Here is a 19,696-nt window from a genome sequence, read left to right on the forward strand (position 1 = left end):
GCGTCTCCGAAGCGGGTCAGATCTCCAGGATCTCCGTCTCCTCGATCTCGATGCCGAAGCCGCTGACGCCGACATAGCGGCGCTCGCGCGAGGCGATGAGGCGGATCGAGCGCACGCCGAGATCCTTCAGGATCTGAGCGCCGAGGCCGATCTCGCGCCATTCGAGCTGGCGCGCCTGCGCCGAGCCGTGGCCCTCATCCTCCTGCAGGGCATCGCGCGCCCTGACGCCGGAGCGGGCGACGCCGACGGCTCCCTCGCGCAGGTACACGATGACGCCCCGGCCCTCGTCGGCGAGCCGCTCCACGATCCGGTCGAGCCGGTGGCCGGCGCCGAAAACGTGCTCCGCCACGTCCTCGAGCTGCAGCCGGACGGGCACGCCGCGGCCGTCGCCGATCTCGCCGAAGACGACCGCGAGATGGTGCATCGGGTCGAACGGCGTGCGGAAGGTCACGATCGTCGCCGGCCCGTGCCGCGTCTCCATGACGAAGCTGTCGAGCCGCTCGATCAGGCGCTCGGAGCGTTGGCGGTAGGTGATGAGGTCGGCGACCGACACCGAGCTGAGCCTGTGCTCCTCGGCGAAGCGCGCGACCTGCGCGCCGCGCATCACCGTGCCGTCGTCGTTGACCAGCTCGGCCAGCACGCCGACCGGCGTCAGCCCGGAGAGGCGGCAGAGGTCGACGCAGGCCTCGGTGTGGCCGGAGCGCATGAGCACGCCGCCGTCGCGCGCGATCAGCGGGAAGACGTGCCCGGGCCGGACGAAATCGCCCGGGCCGCTATTGTCGTTGGCGAGGCCGCGCACCGTCGCCGTCCGCTCGTCCGCCGAAATGCCGGTGGTCAGGCCGTGCCGGTAGTCGACGGAGACGGTGAAGGCGGTGCCGAGCGGCGCGTCGTTCGACGCGACCATCGGGTCGAGGCGGAAGCGGCGCGCGACATCGCGGGTGAGCGGCGCGCAGACGATGCCGCTCGTGTGGCGGACGATGAAGGCCATCTTCTCCGCCGTGCAGTGCTGCGCGGCGACGAAGAGGTCGCCCTCGTTCTCGCGGTCGTCGTCGTCGGTCACGACGACGATCTCCCCGCGCTTGAAGGCTTCGATCGCGGCGGCGACCCGGTCGATGGCATCGGTCATGTTGAAATTCTGCTTTCGGATCCGATCTGCGCGCGGTGGCGCAGGTAATGGTCGGCGAGCACGATGGCGAGCATGGCCTCGCCGACGGGTACGGCGCGAATGCCGACGCAGGGGTCGTGCCGGCCCTTGGTGACGACGTCGACGTTCTCGCCCTGCCGCGTCACGCCCTGCACGGGCACGAGCAGGGAGGAGGTCGGCTTCACGGCGAAGCGGACGACGATGTCCTGTCCGCTGGAGATGCCGCCGAGAATGCCGCCCGCCTTGTTGGAGAGGAATTTCGGCAGGCCGTCGGCTCCGGCGCGCATCGGGTCGGCGTTCTCCTCCCCGCGCAGGCGCGCGGCCTCGAAGCCTGCGCCGATCTCCACGCCCTTCACGGCGTTGATGGACATCATGGCCGCGGCGATGTCCTGGTCGAGCTTGCCGTAGACCGGCGCGCCGAGCCCGGCCGGCACGCCCTCGGCCACCACCTCGACCAGCGCACCGACGGACGAGCCGGCCTTGCGAATGTCGTCGAGATAGGTCGCCCAGCGCTCCGCGGTCTGCGGGTCGGGGCAGAAGAACGGGTTCCGGCGGACGGCGTCCCAGTCCCAGGCGGCGCGGTCGATGTCGACCTCGCCGATCGAGACGAGCGCCCCGCGGATCGTGACGCCGGGGAGGAGCTTGCGGGCGACGGCGCCGGCGGCGACCCGCATCGCCGTCTCGCGCGCCGAGGAGCGCCCGCCGCCGCGATAGTCGCGCACGCCGTACTTGGCGTCGTAGGTGTAGTCGGCATGGCCCGGGCGATAGCGGTCGCGGATCCCGGAATAGTCCTTGGAGCGCTGGTCGACATTCTCGATCTGGAGCGCGATCGGCGTGCCGGTCGTCACGAGCCCGCCGGTCTGATCGTCTTCGAACACGCCGGAGAGGATGCGCACCTCGTCCGGCTCGCGGCGCTGCGTGGTGAAGCGCGACTGGCCCGGCCGGCGGCGGTCGAGCTCGGCCTGGATCTCCGCCGCCGAGATCGGGATCATCGGCGGGCAGCCGTCGATGACGCAGCCGATTGCCGGCCCGTGGCTTTCGCCCCAGGTGGTGACGCGGAACAGGTGGCCGAAGGTGTTGTGGGACATTGCCGGGGCGGTTGGACGTGTCGCGCTGTCATAGAAAGAGCGCCGCCGCCGGTCAAACACCGATCGGGGCGCGCCTGCGCTATAAGGGCGCCGCAGTGAATGGAGGTGCCGGAACATGTGCGGCCGCTACGACAACCTGATCGCCCGGCATGCGATGCAGGACCTGTTCCACGCCGAGCGGCTGCCGGAGTCGAACTTCCCGCCGCAATACAACGTGGCGCCGACGCAAGACGTCCCGATCGTGCGACTCGGGCGCGACGGCGTGCGCGAGGTGGTGATGGCGCGCTGGGGACTGATCCCGTTCTGGATGAAGGAATGGCCGAAGAAGCCCTTCATCAACGCGCGCGCCGAAACGGTGGAGAAGATGCCGATGTTCCGCGAGGCCTTCGCCCGGCGGCGCTGCCTCGTGCCGGCGACGGGCTTCTTCGAATGGCAGCAGCGCGCCTCCGGCAAGCAGCCCTACCGCATCACGCGCCGCGACCTGGAGCCCTTCGCCTTCGCCGGGCTGTGGGAGTTCGCGCGGCTCGACGGCCGGGAGATCGTCTCGGCCGCGATCATCGTCGGCCCCGCCAACGAGACGGTCGGCCCGCTGCACGACCGCATGCCCGTAATCCTGATGCCGGAGGACTACGACCGCTGGCTCGACCCCGCCTCCGACCCCGCGGCCCTCAAGGCGCTGCTCCGCCCGGCGCCTGCGGACCTGCTCGAAGCCTACCCCGTCGGCCGGACCGTCAACAGCCCCGCCAACGACAGCGAGGACTGCATCGCCGCGCTCACCGACGAGCCCGGGGCGGACTAGCGCCTCGCAACGCTTCCGCAGAGGCTTCGCCCCCTTCCCTGTCGTCCCGCCGGCCGAGGGCCGCGGCCGTGCTCCACCCCCGCCGTCATCGCGGGACATGCACGCGGATGGCGGCATGCATGGGGATGCCGGGCATGCATGCGGATCGCCGCCCCCGCTCCATTCTCTGTCGTCATCGCCGGACTTGATCCGGCGATCCATGGGGCGCGTACCGTGGGGCGGGGGCTGTGCTGGATGCCCGGGTCAAGCCCGGGCAGGACGACAATGGAAGGCGCAAGCGCAGAGCCCCGGCAGGCATGCGGATCGCCGCCCCCGCTCCCTCCTCTGTCGTCATCGCCGGACTTGATCCGGCGATCCAAGGCAGCGCCGCCGTCGCGGCCAGTGCCTCCTGGATGCCCGGGTCAAGCCCGGGCAGGACGACAGTGGAAGGCACAAGTGCCCGAGCCCGGGAATGCATGCGGATCGCCGCCCCCGCTCCATTCTCTGTCGTCATCGCTGGACTTGATCCGGCGATCCAGCAACAGCGCCGCCGTCGCGGCCGGTGCCCGCTGGATGCCCGGGTCAAGCCCGGGCAGGACGACAGTGGACGACGCAAGCGCCGAGCCCGGGCAGGACGACAGTGGAAGGGGCAAGCGCTCGAGCCCGGGCAGGACGACAGTGGAAGGAGCAAGCGCCGAGGCCCGGGCGCGGCGCCCGATCGGAACCTCCCGGAAACGGGCGGCGGCGCTCCGCCTTCAGCCGACGCGGGCGGTGGTCTGCGGGGCGGGCTCCAGCCGTTCCAGCAGCGCCAGGCGCTGGCGCTCCATCTCGTTCGGCAGGCGATCGCCGAAGATCTGGAAGAACTCCGCCTGGTCGCGCGCCTCCTCCTGGAACGCCTCGCGGTCGACGAAAGTGAGCCGCAGGAAATCCTCCTTCGGGAAGTCCAGGCCCTTCCAGTCGAAGTCCTCGTAGCGCGGCACGTAGCCGATCGGCGTGACGACCGGGTTCGTCGCGCGGCCGCGCACGCGGTCCACGATCCACTTCAGGACGCGCATGTTCTCGCCGAAACCCGGCCAGATGAAGCTGCCGTTCTCGTCCCGGCGGAACCAGTTGACGCGGAAGATCGGCACCGTCTTCGGGAGCTTCTCCTCCAGCGAGAGCCAGTAGCTCCAATAGTCGGCCATGTTGTAGCCGCAGAAGGGCAGCATCGCGAACGGGTCGCGCCGGATCGCGGCCTGGCCGACGGCGGCGGCGGTGGCCTCCGAGCCCATGGTGGCCGCCGCATAGACGCCGTTTTTCCAGTCGAACGCCTGGTAGACGAGCGGGAAGCTGTGCGACAGGCGGCCGCCGAAGATGAAGGCCGAGATCGGCACCCCCTCCGGGCTGTCCCAGTCCGGGTCGATGGTCGGGCACTGTGCGGCTGCGGCCGTGAAGCGGGAGTTCGGATGGGCGGCCGGGCGGCCGGATTCCGGCGTCCAGTCCTCGCCGCGCCAGTCGATCAGATGGGCCGGCTTCTCCTCCGTCATCCCTTCCCACCAGACGTCGCCGTCTTCGGTGAGCGCGACATTGGTGAAGATGACGTCGTGAGTGAGCATCTCCATCGCGTTCGGGTTCGACCTGACGTTGGTGCCGGGCGCCACGCCGAAGAAGCCGCTCTCCGGGTTGATCGCCCGCAGCGTGCCGTCCGGCTGCGGCTTGATCCAGGCGATGTCGTCGCCGACCGTGCGCACCTTCCAGCCCTCGAAGCCCGGCGGCGGGATGAGCATGGAGAAGTTGGTCTTCCCGCAGGCCGAGGGGAACGCCGCCGCGACGTAGGTCTTCTCGCCCTCCGGGCTCTCGACGCCGACGATCAGCATGTGCTCGGCGAGCCAGCCCTCCGCGCGGCCGAGCATCGAGGCGATGCGCAGCGAGAAGCACTTCTTGCCGAGCAGCGCATTGCCGCCATAGCCGGAGCCGAACGAGGCGATCGACTGGTCGTCCTGGTAATGGACGATGTACTTGTGCTCGTCGTTGCACGGCCAGACGACGTCCTCCTGGCCGGGCTCGAGCGGCGCGCCGACGGAATGCAGGCACGGCACGAAATCGCCGTCGCCGAGCTGCTCGAGCACGGCGCTGCCCATCCGCGTCATGATGCGCATGCTGACGACGACATAGGGCGAGTCGCTGAGCTGCACGCCGATATGCGAGATCGGGGACCCGAGCGGGCCCATGCTGAAGGGGACGACGTAGAGCGTGCGCCCGCGCATGCAGCCCTCGAAGAGCGCATCGAGCTTGGCGCGCATTTCCGCCGGATGGACCCAATTGTTGGTCGGACCGGCATCGTCCCGATTCTCGGAACAGATGAAGGTGCGGTCCTCGACGCGCGCGACGTCGTCGGGATCGGACCGGCACAGGAAGGAATTCGGGCGCTTCTCGGGATCGAGGCGGATGAAGGTGCCGGCGGCGACCATCTCGTCGCAGAGGCGGTCGTACTCTTCCCGCGAGCCGTCGCACCAATGGATGCGGTCCGGCTTGCACCTGGCGGCGACCTCCTGAACCCATGCAAGGAGTTTCTTGTTGGTGGTCGGATTTGCGTCCGTCCCTGTCATGGTGCGGTCGTCTCCCTGTGATCTGGCACTGTTGAGGATCCAGCGTTCCGGACCTGCCGTGCCGTAGGCGTCTGCGGTACCTTTGGCAGGGGCAGCCCGCGATTGTCGAGTCCGCTGGCCCAGCTTAGCTGGTCAGTACGTCGTCGCCGACCTGGATACAACCGCATCCATGAACAGCCGGTGCGCCGATTGCCGCAGCACCATCGCCTCGTCATCGGGCGAAAGCTGCGCCTCCTTCACGGTGTCGACCGGCATCGGGTCCGCCATGTCGAACGGGAAGTCGCTGCCGAGCATGACGCGCCGCGCCCCCGCCTCGCCGACCAGGTAGCGCAGCAGCGAGGCGGAATGGGTGACCGTGTCGTAGAAGAAGCGGGCGGCGGACTCCTCCACGCTGCCCTTCATCGCGACCTGCGTCTCCGGCCGCACCAGCCGGCCGCGACGAAGCCGCCCGATGTCGTACTGCAGGAAGCCGCCACCATGGACGAGCAGGATCTTGAGGTTCGGATGGCGCTCCATCACGCCGCCGAAGATCAGGTGCGCCGCGCCGACCGTCGTCTCGAGCGGATTGTGGATCAGGTTGTTGAGGTAGTAGCGCTCGAACTCGCCGCCCGACCCGCCCAGCGAGGGATGGATCGAGACGAAGGCGCCGAGCGCTTCGGCTTCCGCCCAGAACGGCTCGAGCGAAGGATCGTCGAGGAACACGCTGTCGCTCACCGACGGCTTGATCTGCACGCCGAGTAGGCCGAGGTCGCGCACCACCCAGCGCAGCATCTCGGCCGCCTTCTCCGGCGACTGCAGCGGGACGGTGCCGATGCCGACCAGGCGGTCGGAATGCTCGCGGACGGAATCCGCGATGGCGCGGTTGAGCTCCTCGGCGAACCAGATGCCGTCGGCTTCCGGCAGGTGATAAGCGGAGAGCGCCACCCAGGGCGCCACGAGCTGGGCCGCGACGCCCTGCTCCTCCATGGTCCGGAACCGGATCTCCATGGAATCCATGCCGGGCAGCACCGGCGCGCGCATCGTCTTCCCGCCGAAGACGAGGAACCTCTTGCCGTCGCGCTCCTCCAGCCCGAAGCCCGCACGCGGGCTCGAGGCGAGCCGGGACAGGAAGCTTGCCGGGGTGATGTGCGTGTGGATGTCGAGCGGGCCGGGTCGGAGGTTGGCGAGGGGGTCGGTCATGGTGGGGTCTGTCATCTCTGGTGACGATTTCGGGTCGGCGGGAGCGGCGCTCGCGCCGCCCGGATTGCTCCGCCTGCGCCTGAGCGCGCCGCGCGGGTCCTTCCGGACCAGCGCCGCCACGCTCCGCGGGCTCGAACGGCGGCTGCGGCCGCCGTCAGCTCAGGGCTTGACGACCGTCAGCTCCAGCGGCCAGTCGTCGACGCACTCCTTGCCCGTCTCGGTGACGATGAAGGTGTGGCCCACGAACATGCCGAACATGCCGTCTGCGCTGATCGGGTTCGGCTCGGGCATGAGCACCATTCCCGGCTTCATCACCTCCTCGAACGGCTCGACGTCGATATGGTCCTGAAAGACGTGCGGCCCGTCGGACACGAAATCGATGCCGTGGACGTGGATCGGCCGCGACTGGACGCCCTTCTCGCGGAAGAACTGGCCGGCGATCCTGAGCTCGTCGACCGGCTTGCCCGGGTCGATCGCCGCGATCATCCGCTCGTAGCCGGGCTTCGCGATCTCGTCCCAGAACTGCCGCAGGCGGGCCGGGGGCTCGCCGAGGCAGATCGGCTGCCCGATCTGGGCGCTGTAGCCGCGATAGCCGGCGGCGAGCTCCATGAGGACCATGTCGCCCTCCTGGAGCACCCGCGACGAGGGCCGCGGATTGCCGAACACCTGGGCCGGGTCCGACATCGGCGTCGAGCCGATGATCAGGAAGTCGATGTCGCCGTTGCCTTCCAGGATCGCCGCGCCGGCGGCGGCCCGGAGCTGGTACTCGGTCACGCCCGGCTTGAGGCGGTCGACGATGGCCTGCATGGCGTTGGTGCAGAGCCGGCCGGCATGGCGGACGCAGTCGAGTTCCTCGGCGCTGTGCACCGAGAGCAGCTCGTGCATGATGCCCTTGGTGAAGACGAGCTCCGCCTCCGGCAGCGCCTTCCTCAGCGCCTCGTACTGGTTGACGGGCAGGTAGTCACCGTGGCGCGGGTCGATCTCGAGGAGCCCGATCCGGCCCTTCTCGTAGCCGAGCTCGCGGATGCGCTCGGCCATCACCACGCCGAACTGGCCGTTGCGGCTCGGCCGCACGTCGCTGAGGGCGCCGGCCGTCTCGCGCCGCACCGCCTCGCAATGCGTGCCGCCCATCGAATAGACGAGCGTCGGCTCGCCCTCGCGCGGGAACACGACGTAATTGGCGAGCGCGTGCCATTCCCAATGGCCGGACAGCCAGATCATGCCGCCGCCGAAGCTCCAGTGGCTCGGGCCGCCAGGGCAGATCGCCACGTCGAGGTTCAGCTCCTGCATCTTGGCGCGGAGCGCATTGTGGCGGCGCTGGTATTCCTCCCTGGAGAAGTGCTCGTAGACGGCTTCCCGGTAATAGGGCGTGCCGCGCATGCCGTTGAAGGACGGACCGTGGTCCAGGCGGGTGCGAAGCTCCTCCCAGGAAAGGGAGGAGCCCGCGCGAGGGGGTGCGACGTTCATCGGATCAGAGCTTGCAGCCGTTGATTTCGGTCTCGCCGCCGGCGCGCTCGACCGCTTCCTTGGCGACCGATTCGTCGACGATCTGCTCGTAGCTCGGCTTGGACTCGGCCGGGATGTCGCCGATCTCGACGCCGAAATTCGCAGACCATTCCGTGCGCGCGCGGTCGAACCCGGTGTTCACCGCCCAGACGCAGTTCTGGGTCAGCACGTCGAGCGCGTAGTTGACCGCATCCTCGGGCTTCTCGGTTTCCTTGGCGATGATCGGCACGACCTTCTCGCGCTCCTGGTACATCGCGCGGTTGGCCTCGATCATGGCGGCCATCGCGTCGATCAGGAGCTCGCGGTCGCGCGCGACGAAGCTGTCGGCCGCACCGTACATGTTGAAGACGTAGTTCGGCATCTTTTCCGCCAGCACGGCGAGGACGCGAACGTCCGGCTTCTCCTTCTGGGCGATGTAGACGTCCTCCGGATGGAGCGAGACGCCGTCGAGCTGCCCGGTGAGAAGGCCCGGCAGCCGGCCGGCGAGGCCCTGCGACACCCAGACAGCGTCGTCGACGGTCAGGCCGGCATCGGCGAGCATGGTGCGGCCCATCCGCCAGTTGAAGCCGCCGACCCCGCCTCCGGCCGCCGAAAGCCGCCTGCCCTTCAGGTCGGCCGGAGTCTGCACGTCCGCACTCACCGTATAGGACTGCGGCAGGCGCGGCGCGAAGCCCCAGAGCTGATGCGCCTTCATGCCGTTGCCGACCATGATGTCGGTGACGTTGGCGATGATCTGGCCCTGCTGGAGCGCGGCGGAGAGCGCGGCCGAGGCACCGCCCTCGAAGGCGATGATCTCAGGGGCAATACAGTGCTTCTCGAAGAGGCCGAGGTCGCGCGCCACGTAAGGCGTCGTGTGGACGACGTTCGGCGGCACGACGGCCACGCCGATCTTCAGCGGCCGCATCTCGCTGCACTGCTTCTGCTGAGCCTCAGCCGCGCCCGCGGCGGCGCCCAAGGCGATGCCGGAAGCCAGCAGAACCTTCAGTCCATACCTAGAGATCGACATTTCCCTTCCCTCCCATGACGCCCGGCTTCAGCCGGGCTGTCGAAAAGCTCAGTCCCGTTCGCGGGCGGCGGTCCAGGGGGCGACCCGCTTCTCCAGCACCCGCAGGAGCGCGGTGAGCGTCACCCCGAGGATGCCCAGCGCGACGATCGGCACGAACATCGTGTCGACCTTGTAGGTCGTCGCCGCGCGCTGGATGAGGTAGCCGATGCCGGAGATCGCGGTGTAGAGATCGGCGATCACCATGCCGATCAGGCCGCGGCCCACGGCGAGCCGCAGCCCCGTGACGATGAAGGGCAGCGAGGCCGGGATGATGATGTGGCGCCACATCTGCCCTTCCGAGCAGCGGAACGCCTTGCCCACCTCGAGCAGCTTCGGATCGACGTTTTTCACGCCCTGATAGGTGTTGATCACCATCGGGAAGAACGCGAACAGGAACAGGATCACCGTCTTCGCCGTGGTGTCGTAGCCGGCCCACAGCACGATCAGCGGCACGAGCGCCACCATCGGCGTCGAATAGAGGAAGGTGATGTACATGTCGAAGGCGAGGTCCGCCGTCCGGTACCGGGCGAGGAGCAGCCCGATGCCGATGCCGGCGATGCAGGCGCTCGCCAGCCCGTAGAACAGGACGACCAGGCTCGGCCAGAGATAGTGCCAGAGCTCGCCGCTGCCGATCATGCGGACGGCCGCATGGAAGACCTTCACCGGGGTGGTGAAGAGGATCGGATCGATCTGCGAGCCGGCGATCTGCCAAAGGCTCAGGAAGACGGCGAGCGAGGTGAGCCGGATCACCAGCGCCCGGATGCCGTCGCGGCGGCGGCGGTCGGCGGCCGCCTTGCGGGCCCGGATCTGGTCGTCGCCGTAATCGGCGACGTCCGGCGGGGCGACGGCGGCTGTCGGGATCGTGGACATCAGGCGGCCGCCTCCATATCGCTGCGAGTGCTGCGCTGCGGGCGCAGCTCGTTCCAGATGTGCGCACGGATCTCGGCGAAGCGGGGATCGGCGCGGATGGCGTTGACGTCGCGCGGCGTCGGGAACGGGACGTCGATGATCTCCTTGATGCGCCCGGGCCGGGCCGACATCACCGCGATGCGGTCGCCGAGGAGGATCGCCTCGTCGATCGAGTGGGTGATGAAGACCATGGTCTTGCGCTCCTCCGGCCGCTGCATGAGGCTGAGGAGCTCCTCCTGCAGGACCTCGCGCGTCTGCGCGTCGAGCGCGGCGAAGGGCTCGTCCATCAGGAGCACGGACGGGTTCATGGCGAGTGCGCGGACGAGGCCGACGCGCTGCTGCATGCCGCCGGAGAGCTGGTAGGGATAATGGTCCTCGAAGCCGTGCAGGCCGGCGAGGTGCAGATAGTGCCGCACGCGCTCGCGGACGGTGGACTGCGCCACGCCCGCCATTTCGAGCCCGAAGGCGGCATTGTGGTAGACGGTCTTCCAGGGCAGCAGCCCGAAATGCTGGAACACCATGGCGACGCCGTCCGGCGGGCCTGCGACCGGTTTGCCGTGGACGAGCAGCTTGCCTTCCGAGACGTCGGTCAGGCCGGCGATGCAGCGCAGAAAGGTTGTCTTGCCGCAGCCGCTCGGGCCCACGACGCACAGGATCTCCTGCGCCTTAACGCCGATGTTGAGCCGCCTGAAGGCGACGACCGCGCCGTCCAGGAAGAGCTTGCTGGCGTTCTCGGCCTCGATCGCAGCAATGTCCTCGGACCCCGTTCGGGTCATGCGCGCGCCCTCCCTTCTCCGTCGCGTTCGCGTGCGGCTCTTGCGGCCAGCATCTATGCGAACGATTGCACAGTTTTATTCCGACAGGGCGATGCGGGCAAGATCAAAATCGAGGCGAAAGAATTCTTTCGGCCGGCAGGACCGTTGCCGGCATCGGCCGGCAGCCGCTCCGTCAGCCGATCGAGCGGATCTCCTGCAGCACCGAGTCGTCGATGCGCAGGCCCGCGGCTCCGGCGTGCTCGCGCAGACGCCGCCCCCTCGCCCCGGGCACGCGGGCGCCGTCGGCCTCGATGCGGGCGGCGATCTCGCCGAAACGGGCGGCGGCCGTCTCGCCCCCGACACGCGCCGGATCGATCGCGATGATCGTCTGGCCGACGCCCGGCGGCGCGCCCTCGGCGTCGAAGAAGGAGGTCGCCTCGTAGGCATAGTTGGCGCCGACGAGGCCGGCGGCGAGCATCTCGATCATCAGCGCGAGCGCGGTGCCCTTGGCGTCGCCGAGCGGGACCATCGTGCCGGCGAGTCCGGCGGCGGGATCGGTCGTCGGGCGGCCCTCGCTGTCGAGGCACCAGCCCTCCGGGATCGGCTCGCCCTTCTGCTTCGCGGCCATCACCTTGCCGCGCGCCACCTTGGAGAGCGACAGGTCGATGACGACCGGCGGCCGCCCTGCGCAGGGCGCGGCGAAGGCGATCGGGTTGGTGCCGAAGAGCGCGGTCCTGCCGCCGAAGGGCGCCATGGCCGAGGGCGTGTTGGCGAAGACGAGGGCGACGAGCCCCGCCTCGGCGAAGTCCTCCGCGACGAGCCCCATCACGCCCGAATGGTGCGAGCGGTGGATGCCGGCGAGCGCGATGCCCTGCTCGCGCGCGATCGCCGGGAGCTCGGCGACCGCCCGGTCGAGCGCCGGATAGGCGAAGCCGTTCGCGGCGTCGATCATGAGCACGCCCGGCGCGGTGCGCGCGGCGCGCGGCTCGGCGAAGCCGTCCACCTTGCCGGACTTCGACTGCGCGGCATAGCTTGCGACACGGCGGAGACCGTGGCCGGACTGGCCGCTCGCCTCGGCCCGGACGAGGGCCTTCGCGACGGCCATCGCATTGCCGGGCGCCGTCCGAGAACGCTGCAGGGCGTCGGCGACGAGCGCGCGCGCGTCGTCGAGCGAGATGGTCGTGCCGGTCATGAGCGGCGTTCCAGATGGCGCAGCACGTTGGCGGCGGTGAGACTCGACACGCGGACGTTCGACTCGGCCGTCAGCCCGGCGATGTGCGGCGTGAGGATGAGGTTCGGGACGTCCGCGAAGCGGGCGGCGGCGTCGGCCTTGAGCGGCTCGCCCTCGAAGACGTCGAGCGCGGCGCCGCCGAGCCTGCCCGCCTTCAGCGCCGAGGCGATGGCGGCCTCGTCGACGACCCCGCCGCGGGCCGCATTGATCAGAATCGCATCGGGCTTCATCCGGGCGAGCGCGGCGCCGTCGATCATCCGCCGTGTACCCTCCGTCAGGGGCACGTGGAGGCTGACCACGTCCGCCTCCCGAAGGAGGGCGTCGAGGTCGCGCCGGCCGGCGTTCCGCCACGCCGGATCGGCCTCGGGGAGGAGCGGGTCGTAGGCGATCACGCTCATGCCGAGCGCGGCCGCGCGGCTCGCCGTCTCGCGCGCGATCGAGCCGTAGCCGACGAGCCCGAGCACCTTGCCGCTCGTCTCGCGGCCGTCGATCAGCCGCGCGCGCGGCCAGCCGCCGGCGATCATGTCGGGCGTCGCGAACCAGGCGCCGCGCAGGAGCACGAGCGCCGCGGTGACCACGTATTCGGCGACGGAGAGGTCGTTCGCGCCGGACGCCGGGTAGACGGCGATGCCGCGCGCCTCGCACGCCGCCATGTCGATGTTGTCGAGCCCGACGCCGAGCCGGCCGACGCATTCGAGCCGCGCGCCCGCCTCGAGCACCGCGCCCCGCACCTGCGTCCGGTTGCGCACGACGAGGGCGCGGGCCTGCCGCACGGCCTCCGCGAGCGCCGCCGGGTCATCGACGAGCGCCGGGTCGTAGAGTGTGTCGAAGCGCGCCGCGAGGTCGGCGACGGCGCCCTCCTCCATGAATTCGGAGACGACGATATCGGGCAATGATTTCTCCAGGGGTCAGAAAAGCTTGGTGGCCGGCAGCGGCACCATCAGAAGGTGTCGGAAGAGGGCGTAGAAGCCGATGACGATGAGGAGGCCGGATCCGGCGAAAAGCACGACCCGCTTCGGCGTCCACGGATCATGCATGGCGACGACGAGGAGCGCCATGAACATGACGAGCATCGCGGGGACGAAGCCGAACGCCATCATGAGGAGCGCCGCGCCGATCATGATGATGGGCAGCGCGATCCGCCGCGGCATGGATCCGGTGAGCGCTTCCGGCGCCGAGCCGATGCCGAGCGCCGCCCGCACCGCCACGACGAGGCTGGCGCCGATGAGCACGATCGCGACGGTCACCGGGAAGGCTGCGGAATCCGGGTCGCCGTAGCCCCGAGAATCGAGGAGCGCGGCGACGCCGACCCCGGCGAGGAACAGCGCCGCGGCCGCAGTCGACCAGTTCGCGGGCCCGCGCGCGGGCTTCAGCACCGCCACCGCCGGCGCGCCGCTCCGCCGCGCCTCCCACCACGCCTTGGCGGCGGGGTAGAACAGCGTCAGCAGCGTGAAGGCGATGATGGCGAGGCTGATCGGCCGGCCGAAGAACATGCCCGGCAGGTCGCCGATCGCCGTGCCGATCGTCCAGGCCTGGACGAAGCCCTGCTCGGCGATCGGGCCGAGGATGAGGCCGAGCACGATCGGGGAGACCGCGAAGCCGAAGCGCGAGACGATCCAGCCGGCAATGCCGAGCAGCACCATGATGATGACGTCCGAGCCGCTGTTGCGGATCGCGTAGGTGCCAATGATGGTCATGAAGGCGACGGTCGGGACGAGCACCGCCTTCGGGATGGTGATGATGGTGCGGTAGGCGTAGCGGCCCAGCAGCAGGCCCGTCGGCAGCATCAGGATGGTGGCGAGCACCAGGCCCCAGATGAAGGTGTAGGCGATCGCGCCCTGCGCCTCGAAGAGCTTAGGCCCGGTGCGGATGCCCTGCACGAGCAGCGCGCCCAGGATCACCGCGTCCGGCGGCGTGCCGGGAATGCCGAGGACCAGCGTCGGGATGAAGCCGCCGCCGACGGTGGCGTTGTTGGAGGATTCCGAGGCGATGATGCCGCCCGGCTCGCCGCGGCCGTAATGCTGGTCGCGCCGCGCCGTGCGCCGCGCTTCCGAATAGGCGACGAGCGACGCGATGGAGCCGCCCGCGCCGGGCAGGATCCCGACCACAGTGCCGATCACGGAGGAGCGCAGCACGTTGAACTTCTGCCGCATCGTGATGGCGATGGCCTCGCGCAGGCGGAATCCTCGCGGCGCCTGGTTCTCGTCGAGCTTCAGGTGCCGGTCGGGCGTGGCGGCGAGGTCGATGAGGACAGGAATGCAGTAGAGGCCGATCAGCGCGGCGACGATCTGGATGCCGCCGACGAGCGTCTGGCTGCCGAAGGTCAGGCGGACGTCGGAGGAGACCGCCGCAACGCCGACGCAGGACAGGAGCAGCCCGAGCGCACCGCCCGCGATCCCCTTCCAGACGCTGCCCTCCGAAAGCGCGGCGATGAGCGAGAGGCCGAAGATCGCCAGCCAGAAATACTCCACCGGCCCGAAGGCGAGCGCCACGCGCGAGAGCGGCGGCGCGAGCGTGAGCAGGAAGAGCGCCCCGACCAGGCCGCCGACCACACTCGCCAGGCAGGCGACGGTGATCGCGAGATCGCCGTCGCCGCGTTGCGCCATCGGGTAGCCGTCGAAGGTGGTGGCGATCGCCGAGGGCGTGCCCGGCGTGTTGAGGAGGATGGCCGAATAGGCCCCGCCGTAGATGGCGCCGGTATAGATCGCCCCCATCAGGATGAGGGCGGAGGCCGGCTCCATCGTGAAGGTCAGCGGCACCAGGACGGCGACCGCCATCGTGGCGGTCAGCCCCGGGATCGAGCCGATGACGGTGCCGGCGACGACGCCGAACAATGCGAAGAGCAGGTTCAGCGGCGTCAGCGCGGCGATCAGATGTTCGAGACCGGTCACGACCGCCCCCTCATGGTTCGCGACCCGTCTCGTCTACTTCAGGATGCCCGCTTCACGGGCGGCGGCCAGATAGGCCTCCTTCTGCTCGTTCATGTAGGCGTCCATCTCCTCGTAGGGGATGTCGATGAGCGCGAAGCCGCCGTCGAGCATCTGCTTGCGGAAGGCCTCGTCCTTGTTGACCTCGCCGATCATGTCCGACCACGCCTTGCGGTGCTCCTCCGAGACGCCGCTCGGCACCGCGATGCCGCGGAGCGCGCCGCCGACCATGTCGAAGCCGAGCTCCTTGAAGGTCGGCACGTCCGGGAACAGCGGGTGACGCTCCTCCATCGCGACGGCGAGCATGCGGACCTGCTCGCCCTGGGCCGCGCCGACGGTGGTGTAGCCCCAGGAGGCGACGACCTGCTCGCCGAGCATGGCGGTGGTGGCCGGCCCCGTGCCGCCGAACGGCACGTAGGTGGTCTTGATGCCGGCGAGCTCGTCGAAGCGCACCTGCGCGAGGTGGTTCGCGGTGCCCTTGCCGGAGCCGGAGAACGTCACGCGGCCCGGGTTCTCCTTGGCGTAGGCGATCATGTCCTCGAGCGTCTTGAACTGACTGCCGGCCGTCACCACGATCGCGTCCGGGGTGTACTGGAACCAGTAGACGGGGACGAGGTCCTCCATCTTGTAGCCGACGTCCTTCTCGGCCGGCTGGATCACCACATGCGGCAGGTTGATGCCCATGATGGTGTGGCCGTCGCTGTTCAGGCTGTTGAGCTGCGCCCAGCCGACCGCGCCGCCGCCGCCTTCCTTGTAGGAGACGACGAGGTCCTGGCCGAACTTCTGCTTGAAGAAGGGCTGCTGCAGGCGCGCGGCGATGTCCGACTCGCCGCCCGGGCCGAACGGTATGATGTAGTCGACCGGCTTGTCCGGGAAGGCCGCGGCGGTGCCGACGCTCGCCAAAGCCACGGCAGCCGCCGCGACGATCGTCCTGGTGCTTCCGAAAAATCGCATCCCGTTTCTCTCCCTTGTCGGTCCTGGACGGATGTCCCTGGGTTGCCTGCATGAAGCAGGGGCCGGTCAGTGCGCGATCATCACGACCGCGGCCAGCGTGAAGACAAGAAGCACGATCGTGGTGCCGACGGCAACGAAGACGGGCGGAAATCCCACCTTCGCGATCTCCTTCAGCGACGTGGAGAGGCCGATCGCGGCGACCGCGGCGATGAGGCACCAGCGCGAGAGCCCGACGAGCGGCTCGCGGATCGCCTCCGGCACGATGCCGAACGAGTTCACGACGACGAGCGCGGCGAAGACGATCGCGAAGACCGGGATCGGCAGCTGCCGGGTCTCGCCGCCGGTGCGGGACCGGGCGAACAGCATCGAGACGATGAAGACCACCGGCAGCAGCAGCGCGACCCGGAAGAGCTTCACCACCGTCCCGGTGTCGCCGGTGAGATCGGACACGGCGTAGCCCGCGCCGACCACCTGCGCGACGTCGTGGATGGTCGCGCCGACGAGGATGCCGATCTGGTAGCGGTCGAAGCCGAGGGCGTGGAAGAGCGCCGGGTAGATGACCATCGCGATGGTGGAGAGCGTCGTCACCGCGACCACGACGAAGATCGTCTCGCGGTCGGATTCCGGGCGGCGCGGCAGCACGGAGGCGATGGCGAGGGCGGCCGAGGCGCCGCAGATCGCGGTGGCGCCGCCGATCAGCGTCCCGAAGCGCGCGCCGCGGCCGACGAATCGCGCCAGGGCCACCCCGGACAGGATCGTCAGCACCACGCCCGCGACGACGAGCTCGACCGTCTGCAGCCCGAGCGCGACGACGTCGCTCGCCGCGATCCTCAGCCCGAGCAGCGCGATGCCGATGCGCAGCACCCGCTTCGACGTGAACTGGATGCCGGCTGGGCAGCGGCCCGCCTCCGACAGGAAGTTGAGGGCCATGCCGAGGAGCAGCGCCAGCAGCATGACCGGGCCGCCATAGGTCTCCGACACGAAGGAGGCGGCGGCCGCGACCGTCAGCGCCACCGCGAAGCCCGGACCGATGCGGCCGAGCTCGTCGCGAAGGCGGTCCGGCCAGCCGGCCGGCGGAGACAAGGTCATGGCAGATGTCCTCGCCGGGCGGGCGTTCGCCGCGAGACCCGGCGCAGAAACCGGAGGGGCCGGCGCGACGAGGCGCCGGCCCGTGACTGCGCAGGGCCGGTCAGGCGCTGCGGTAGAGCTTCGTCATGACGAACTCGCGGTGGCCGAGGGCCTCCGCCGCCGTGTTGCGGCCGTTGGCCGTGCGCACGACCATGTCGATCAGCGCGTCGCCGGCCTGGTCGATGGTCATCTCGCGGCGTAGGATGCCCGAGACGTCGACGTCGACGTGCTCCGACATGGTCCGCACCGTGCGCGGATTGGCGGTGATCTTGATCACCGGCACGATCGGGTTGCCGATGACGTTGCCCTGCCCGGTCGGGAAGGTGTGGATGACGTAGCCGCCGGCCGCCATCAGCGTCACGCATTCGGCCGCCGCCGACGAGCTGTCCATGAAGTAGAGGCCCGGCCCGGCCTTCGGCGCCTCGGCCGGCTCCAGGATGTCGATGTAGCGGCACTCGCGGCCGATCTTCTCCAGATTGCCGAGGGCCTTCTCCTCGATGGTGGACAGGCCGCCCTCGATGTTGCCCTTGGTCGGCTGGCTCTCGGAGAGGTCGTCCACCTTGTTCGCCTCGATGACCTCGTCCTGGTAGGCCTTCCACATCTTGTACCAGCGCTCGCCGACCTCCGGCGTCGCCGCGCGCTCCTTGCAGATGTGCTCGGCGCCAGTGATCTCCGACGTCTCGCCGAAGCAGCCGTAGATGCCGGCCGGGATCAGCTTGTCGTACATGTTGCCGACCGTCGGGCACGAGCCGAGGCCGGTCGTGGTGTCGCTCTCGCCGCACTTGGTGGAGACCCAGAGCTCGGAGACGTCGCACTCCTCGCGCTGCTGCTCGGTCGCCCAGTGGACGAACTCCTTCGCCTTGCGCGAGGCGTCCATGATCGTCTTCAGGTCGCCGTTCTGCTCGATCCAGAAGCCCGCCACCGGCTTGCCGGTCTTGGCGATGCCCTCGACGATGCGGTTGGTCCAGCCGGGCTCGATGCCGATCACGATGCAGGCGGCGACGTTCGGGTTCGAGCCGGTGCCGATCATCGTCCGGAAATGCAGGTCGAGATCCTCGCCGAACTGCAGCCGGCCATAGGCATGCGGCAGCGCCATCGTGCCCTTGATGTTGTTCGCGACGCTTTCGCAGGCGGCGTTCGAGATGTCGTCGACGGGCAGGATGACGACGTGGTTGCGGACGCCGACGCGGCCGTTCTCGCGCCGGTAGGCCATGATCTTCTGATTGCCGTTGAGAGCCATGCTGGCCTCCGTGTCTGGTCCCGGCGCTCTGTTACCGAGCCGCGCGGGCGAAATTGCGGGTGTGGGGGCTTCGCCGACCGGCTGCGCTTACCAGCGCTTGGTCTTGAGGTTGTGGACGTGGACGTGGGCGCCCTTCTCCACATCGGCGACGAAGCGGCCGATGTCCTCGCCGTACTTGATCGCGGTGTCGCCGGACTTCAGGTCCTTCAGCGCGATCTTGTGGCCGATCGGCACGTCGGACTTGGCCGTCAGGTTGAACGAGGAATTGTCGGCGGTGACGACGCACAGCATGTCGGTTCCGGCCTTCAGGCCCTCGACGACGACGACGCCGACATTGTCGTCATGCTCGTGTACGAGCAATTGCGGAATGCTCATTCGGTGCTCCCTCTCGCGGTGGTGGGGTGTATCTTATATAAGACATAAGATACGGACCGCTTCCGATGTCAACCGGGGGCGTGCTAAGTTGATGATGCGCGTCGGCCCATGGAGGCGGAAATTTCCGAAACGGCATTCGAACTCCGCCCGCTCTACCGCCAGGTGCGCGAGGCCATGGTGTCGCGGCTGATCGACGGGCGCTGGCAGCCCGGCCAGATGCTGCCGAGCGAACAGCAGCTCGCGGTCGAGATGGGGGTGAGCCAGGGCACCGTACGCAAGGCGCTCGATTCGCTCGCCGCAGACAACCTCGTCATGCGCCGGCAGGGCCGCGGCACCTTCGTGGCCGAGCCCGAGGAAGGGCGCCTCCTGTTCAAGTTCTTCAAGCTGACCGCCGATGACGGCCGGCGCCGGCTGCCCGACAGCACCGTCACCGCGCTGGTGAAGACCAAGGCGAGCGCTGCCGCCCGCGCGAAGCTCGGCCTGCCGCCGCGCGGCCTGGTCTGGGACCTGCGCCGCACCCGCTTCCTCGACGGGCAGCCGGTGATCGCCGAGGAGATCGTCCTCCCCGCCGGCCGCTTCCCCGCGCTCGACCGCGTCGAGACGGTGCCGAACAACGTCTACGCGCTCTATTCGGCGCGGTTCGGGTTGACCGTCGCGCATGCGGTGGAGCGGCTGAAGGCGGTGGCTGCGACCGCGGCCGACGCCGAGCAGCTCGGCTGCCCGGCCGGCACGCCGCTCCTCCTTATCGACCGCATTGCCTACGGGCTCGACGAGGCGCCGATCGAATGGCGCGTCTCCCGCTGTCTGACCGACGCCTTCCACTACGGCGTCGACCTGAAATAGCCACTC

17 protein-coding genes are annotated in these 19,696 nt (G+C 69.4%); 2 read left to right on the forward strand and 15 right to left on the reverse strand.

All coding sequences use genetic code 11. The features are described from left to right. Positions 1-16: 16 nt before the first annotated feature. Positions 17-1,126, reverse strand: a complete 1,110-nt coding sequence (ribB, locus tag ACUN0C_RS07285; RefSeq protein ID WP_445465671.1) for a 3,4-dihydroxy-2-butanone-4-phosphate synthase — start codon at positions 1,124-1,126, stop codon at positions 17-19. Then, complete coding sequence (gene aroC, locus ACUN0C_RS07290) at positions 1,123-2,232, reverse strand: chorismate synthase (protein WP_445465672.1); 1,110 nt, start codon at positions 2,230-2,232, stop codon at positions 1,123-1,125. The genes ribB and aroC overlap by 4 nt, the downstream gene beginning before the upstream one ends. A gap of 115 nt (positions 2,233-2,347) precedes the next feature. Between aroC and ACUN0C_RS07295 the strand changes: the two genes are divergently transcribed. Then, positions 2,348-3,031, forward strand: coding sequence for an SOS response-associated peptidase (locus ACUN0C_RS07295; RefSeq protein ID WP_445465673.1), 684 nt, complete (start codon positions 2,348-2,350; stop codon positions 3,029-3,031). A gap of 734 nt (positions 3,032-3,765) precedes the next feature. On the opposite strand, the gene ACUN0C_RS07300 is transcribed toward ACUN0C_RS07295, so the two are convergent. From ACUN0C_RS07300 to ACUN0C_RS07360, 13 genes are all read right to left on the reverse strand, one after another. After that, positions 3,766-5,598: a phosphoenolpyruvate carboxykinase (GTP) gene (locus ACUN0C_RS07300; protein ID WP_445465674.1), complete on the reverse strand. Its 1,833-nt coding sequence runs from the start codon at positions 5,596-5,598 to the stop codon at positions 3,766-3,768. Between the two features lie 132 nt (positions 5,599-5,730). Next, positions 5,731-6,792, reverse strand: a complete 1,062-nt coding sequence (locus ACUN0C_RS07305; RefSeq protein ID WP_445465675.1) for an amidohydrolase family protein — start codon at positions 6,790-6,792, stop codon at positions 5,731-5,733. 144 nt (positions 6,793-6,936) lie between these two features. Further along, positions 6,937-8,244, reverse strand: coding sequence for a M24 family metallopeptidase (locus ACUN0C_RS07310; RefSeq protein WP_445465676.1), 1,308 nt, complete (start codon positions 8,242-8,244; stop codon positions 6,937-6,939). Positions 8,245-8,248: 4 nt separating this feature from the next. Beyond that, the gene (locus ACUN0C_RS07315) at positions 8,249-9,289 is read right to left on the reverse strand and encodes an ABC transporter substrate-binding protein (RefSeq protein ID WP_445465677.1); all 1,041 of its coding nucleotides are present in this window, start codon (positions 9,287-9,289) and stop codon (positions 8,249-8,251) included. A gap of 48 nt (positions 9,290-9,337) precedes the next feature. Beyond that, the gene (locus ACUN0C_RS07320) at positions 9,338-10,198 is read right to left on the reverse strand and encodes an ABC transporter permease (protein WP_445465678.1); all 861 of its coding nucleotides are present in this window, start codon (positions 10,196-10,198) and stop codon (positions 9,338-9,340) included. Then, positions 10,198-11,013, reverse strand: a complete 816-nt coding sequence (locus tag ACUN0C_RS07325; RefSeq protein WP_445465679.1) for an ABC transporter ATP-binding protein — start codon at positions 11,011-11,013, stop codon at positions 10,198-10,200. The genes ACUN0C_RS07320 and ACUN0C_RS07325 overlap by 1 nt, the downstream gene beginning before the upstream one ends. A gap of 172 nt (positions 11,014-11,185) precedes the next feature. Beyond that, positions 11,186-12,184 (reverse strand): Ldh family oxidoreductase, encoded by a 999-nt coding sequence (locus ACUN0C_RS07330; RefSeq protein ID WP_445465680.1) that lies wholly within the window; start codon positions 12,182-12,184, stop codon positions 11,186-11,188. Further along, a complete protein-coding gene (locus ACUN0C_RS07335) occupies positions 12,181-13,116 on the reverse strand; it encodes a hydroxyacid dehydrogenase (protein ID WP_445465681.1) in 936 nt (311 codons plus the stop codon). The genes ACUN0C_RS07330 and ACUN0C_RS07335 overlap by 4 nt, the downstream gene beginning before the upstream one ends. Positions 13,117-13,131: 15 nt before the next feature. Continuing rightward, positions 13,132-15,114: a tripartite tricarboxylate transporter permease gene (locus ACUN0C_RS07340; RefSeq protein ID WP_445465682.1), complete on the reverse strand. Its 1,983-nt coding sequence runs from the start codon at positions 15,112-15,114 to the stop codon at positions 13,132-13,134. A 33-nt stretch (positions 15,115-15,147) separates the two neighbouring features. Further along, positions 15,148-16,104, reverse strand: a complete 957-nt coding sequence (locus ACUN0C_RS07345) for a tripartite tricarboxylate transporter substrate binding protein (RefSeq protein WP_445465683.1) — start codon at positions 16,102-16,104, stop codon at positions 15,148-15,150. Between the two features lie 66 nt (positions 16,105-16,170). Beyond that, on the reverse strand, positions 16,171-17,193 hold the full coding sequence (locus ACUN0C_RS07350; RefSeq protein ID WP_445465684.1) for a YeiH family protein: 1,023 nt from the start codon (positions 17,191-17,193) through the stop codon (positions 16,171-16,173). Between the two features lie 100 nt (positions 17,194-17,293). Continuing rightward, positions 17,294-18,472, reverse strand: a complete 1,179-nt coding sequence (locus tag ACUN0C_RS07355) for a UxaA family hydrolase (RefSeq protein ID WP_445465685.1) — start codon at positions 18,470-18,472, stop codon at positions 17,294-17,296. A gap of 87 nt (positions 18,473-18,559) precedes the next feature. Next, positions 18,560-18,847: a UxaA family hydrolase gene (locus ACUN0C_RS07360; RefSeq protein ID WP_445465686.1), complete on the reverse strand. Its 288-nt coding sequence runs from the start codon at positions 18,845-18,847 to the stop codon at positions 18,560-18,562. Positions 18,848-18,955: 108 nt separating this feature from the next. Here ACUN0C_RS07360 and ACUN0C_RS07365 point away from each other — a divergent pair, with 108 nt between their 5' ends. Beyond that, entirely contained in the window at positions 18,956-19,690 is a 735-nt protein-coding gene (locus ACUN0C_RS07365; protein ID WP_445465687.1) for a GntR family transcriptional regulator, read from the forward strand. The last annotated feature ends 6 nt before the right edge of the window (positions 19,691-19,696 follow it).

The sequence above is a fragment of the Faunimonas sp. B44 genome, from assembly GCF_052655945.1.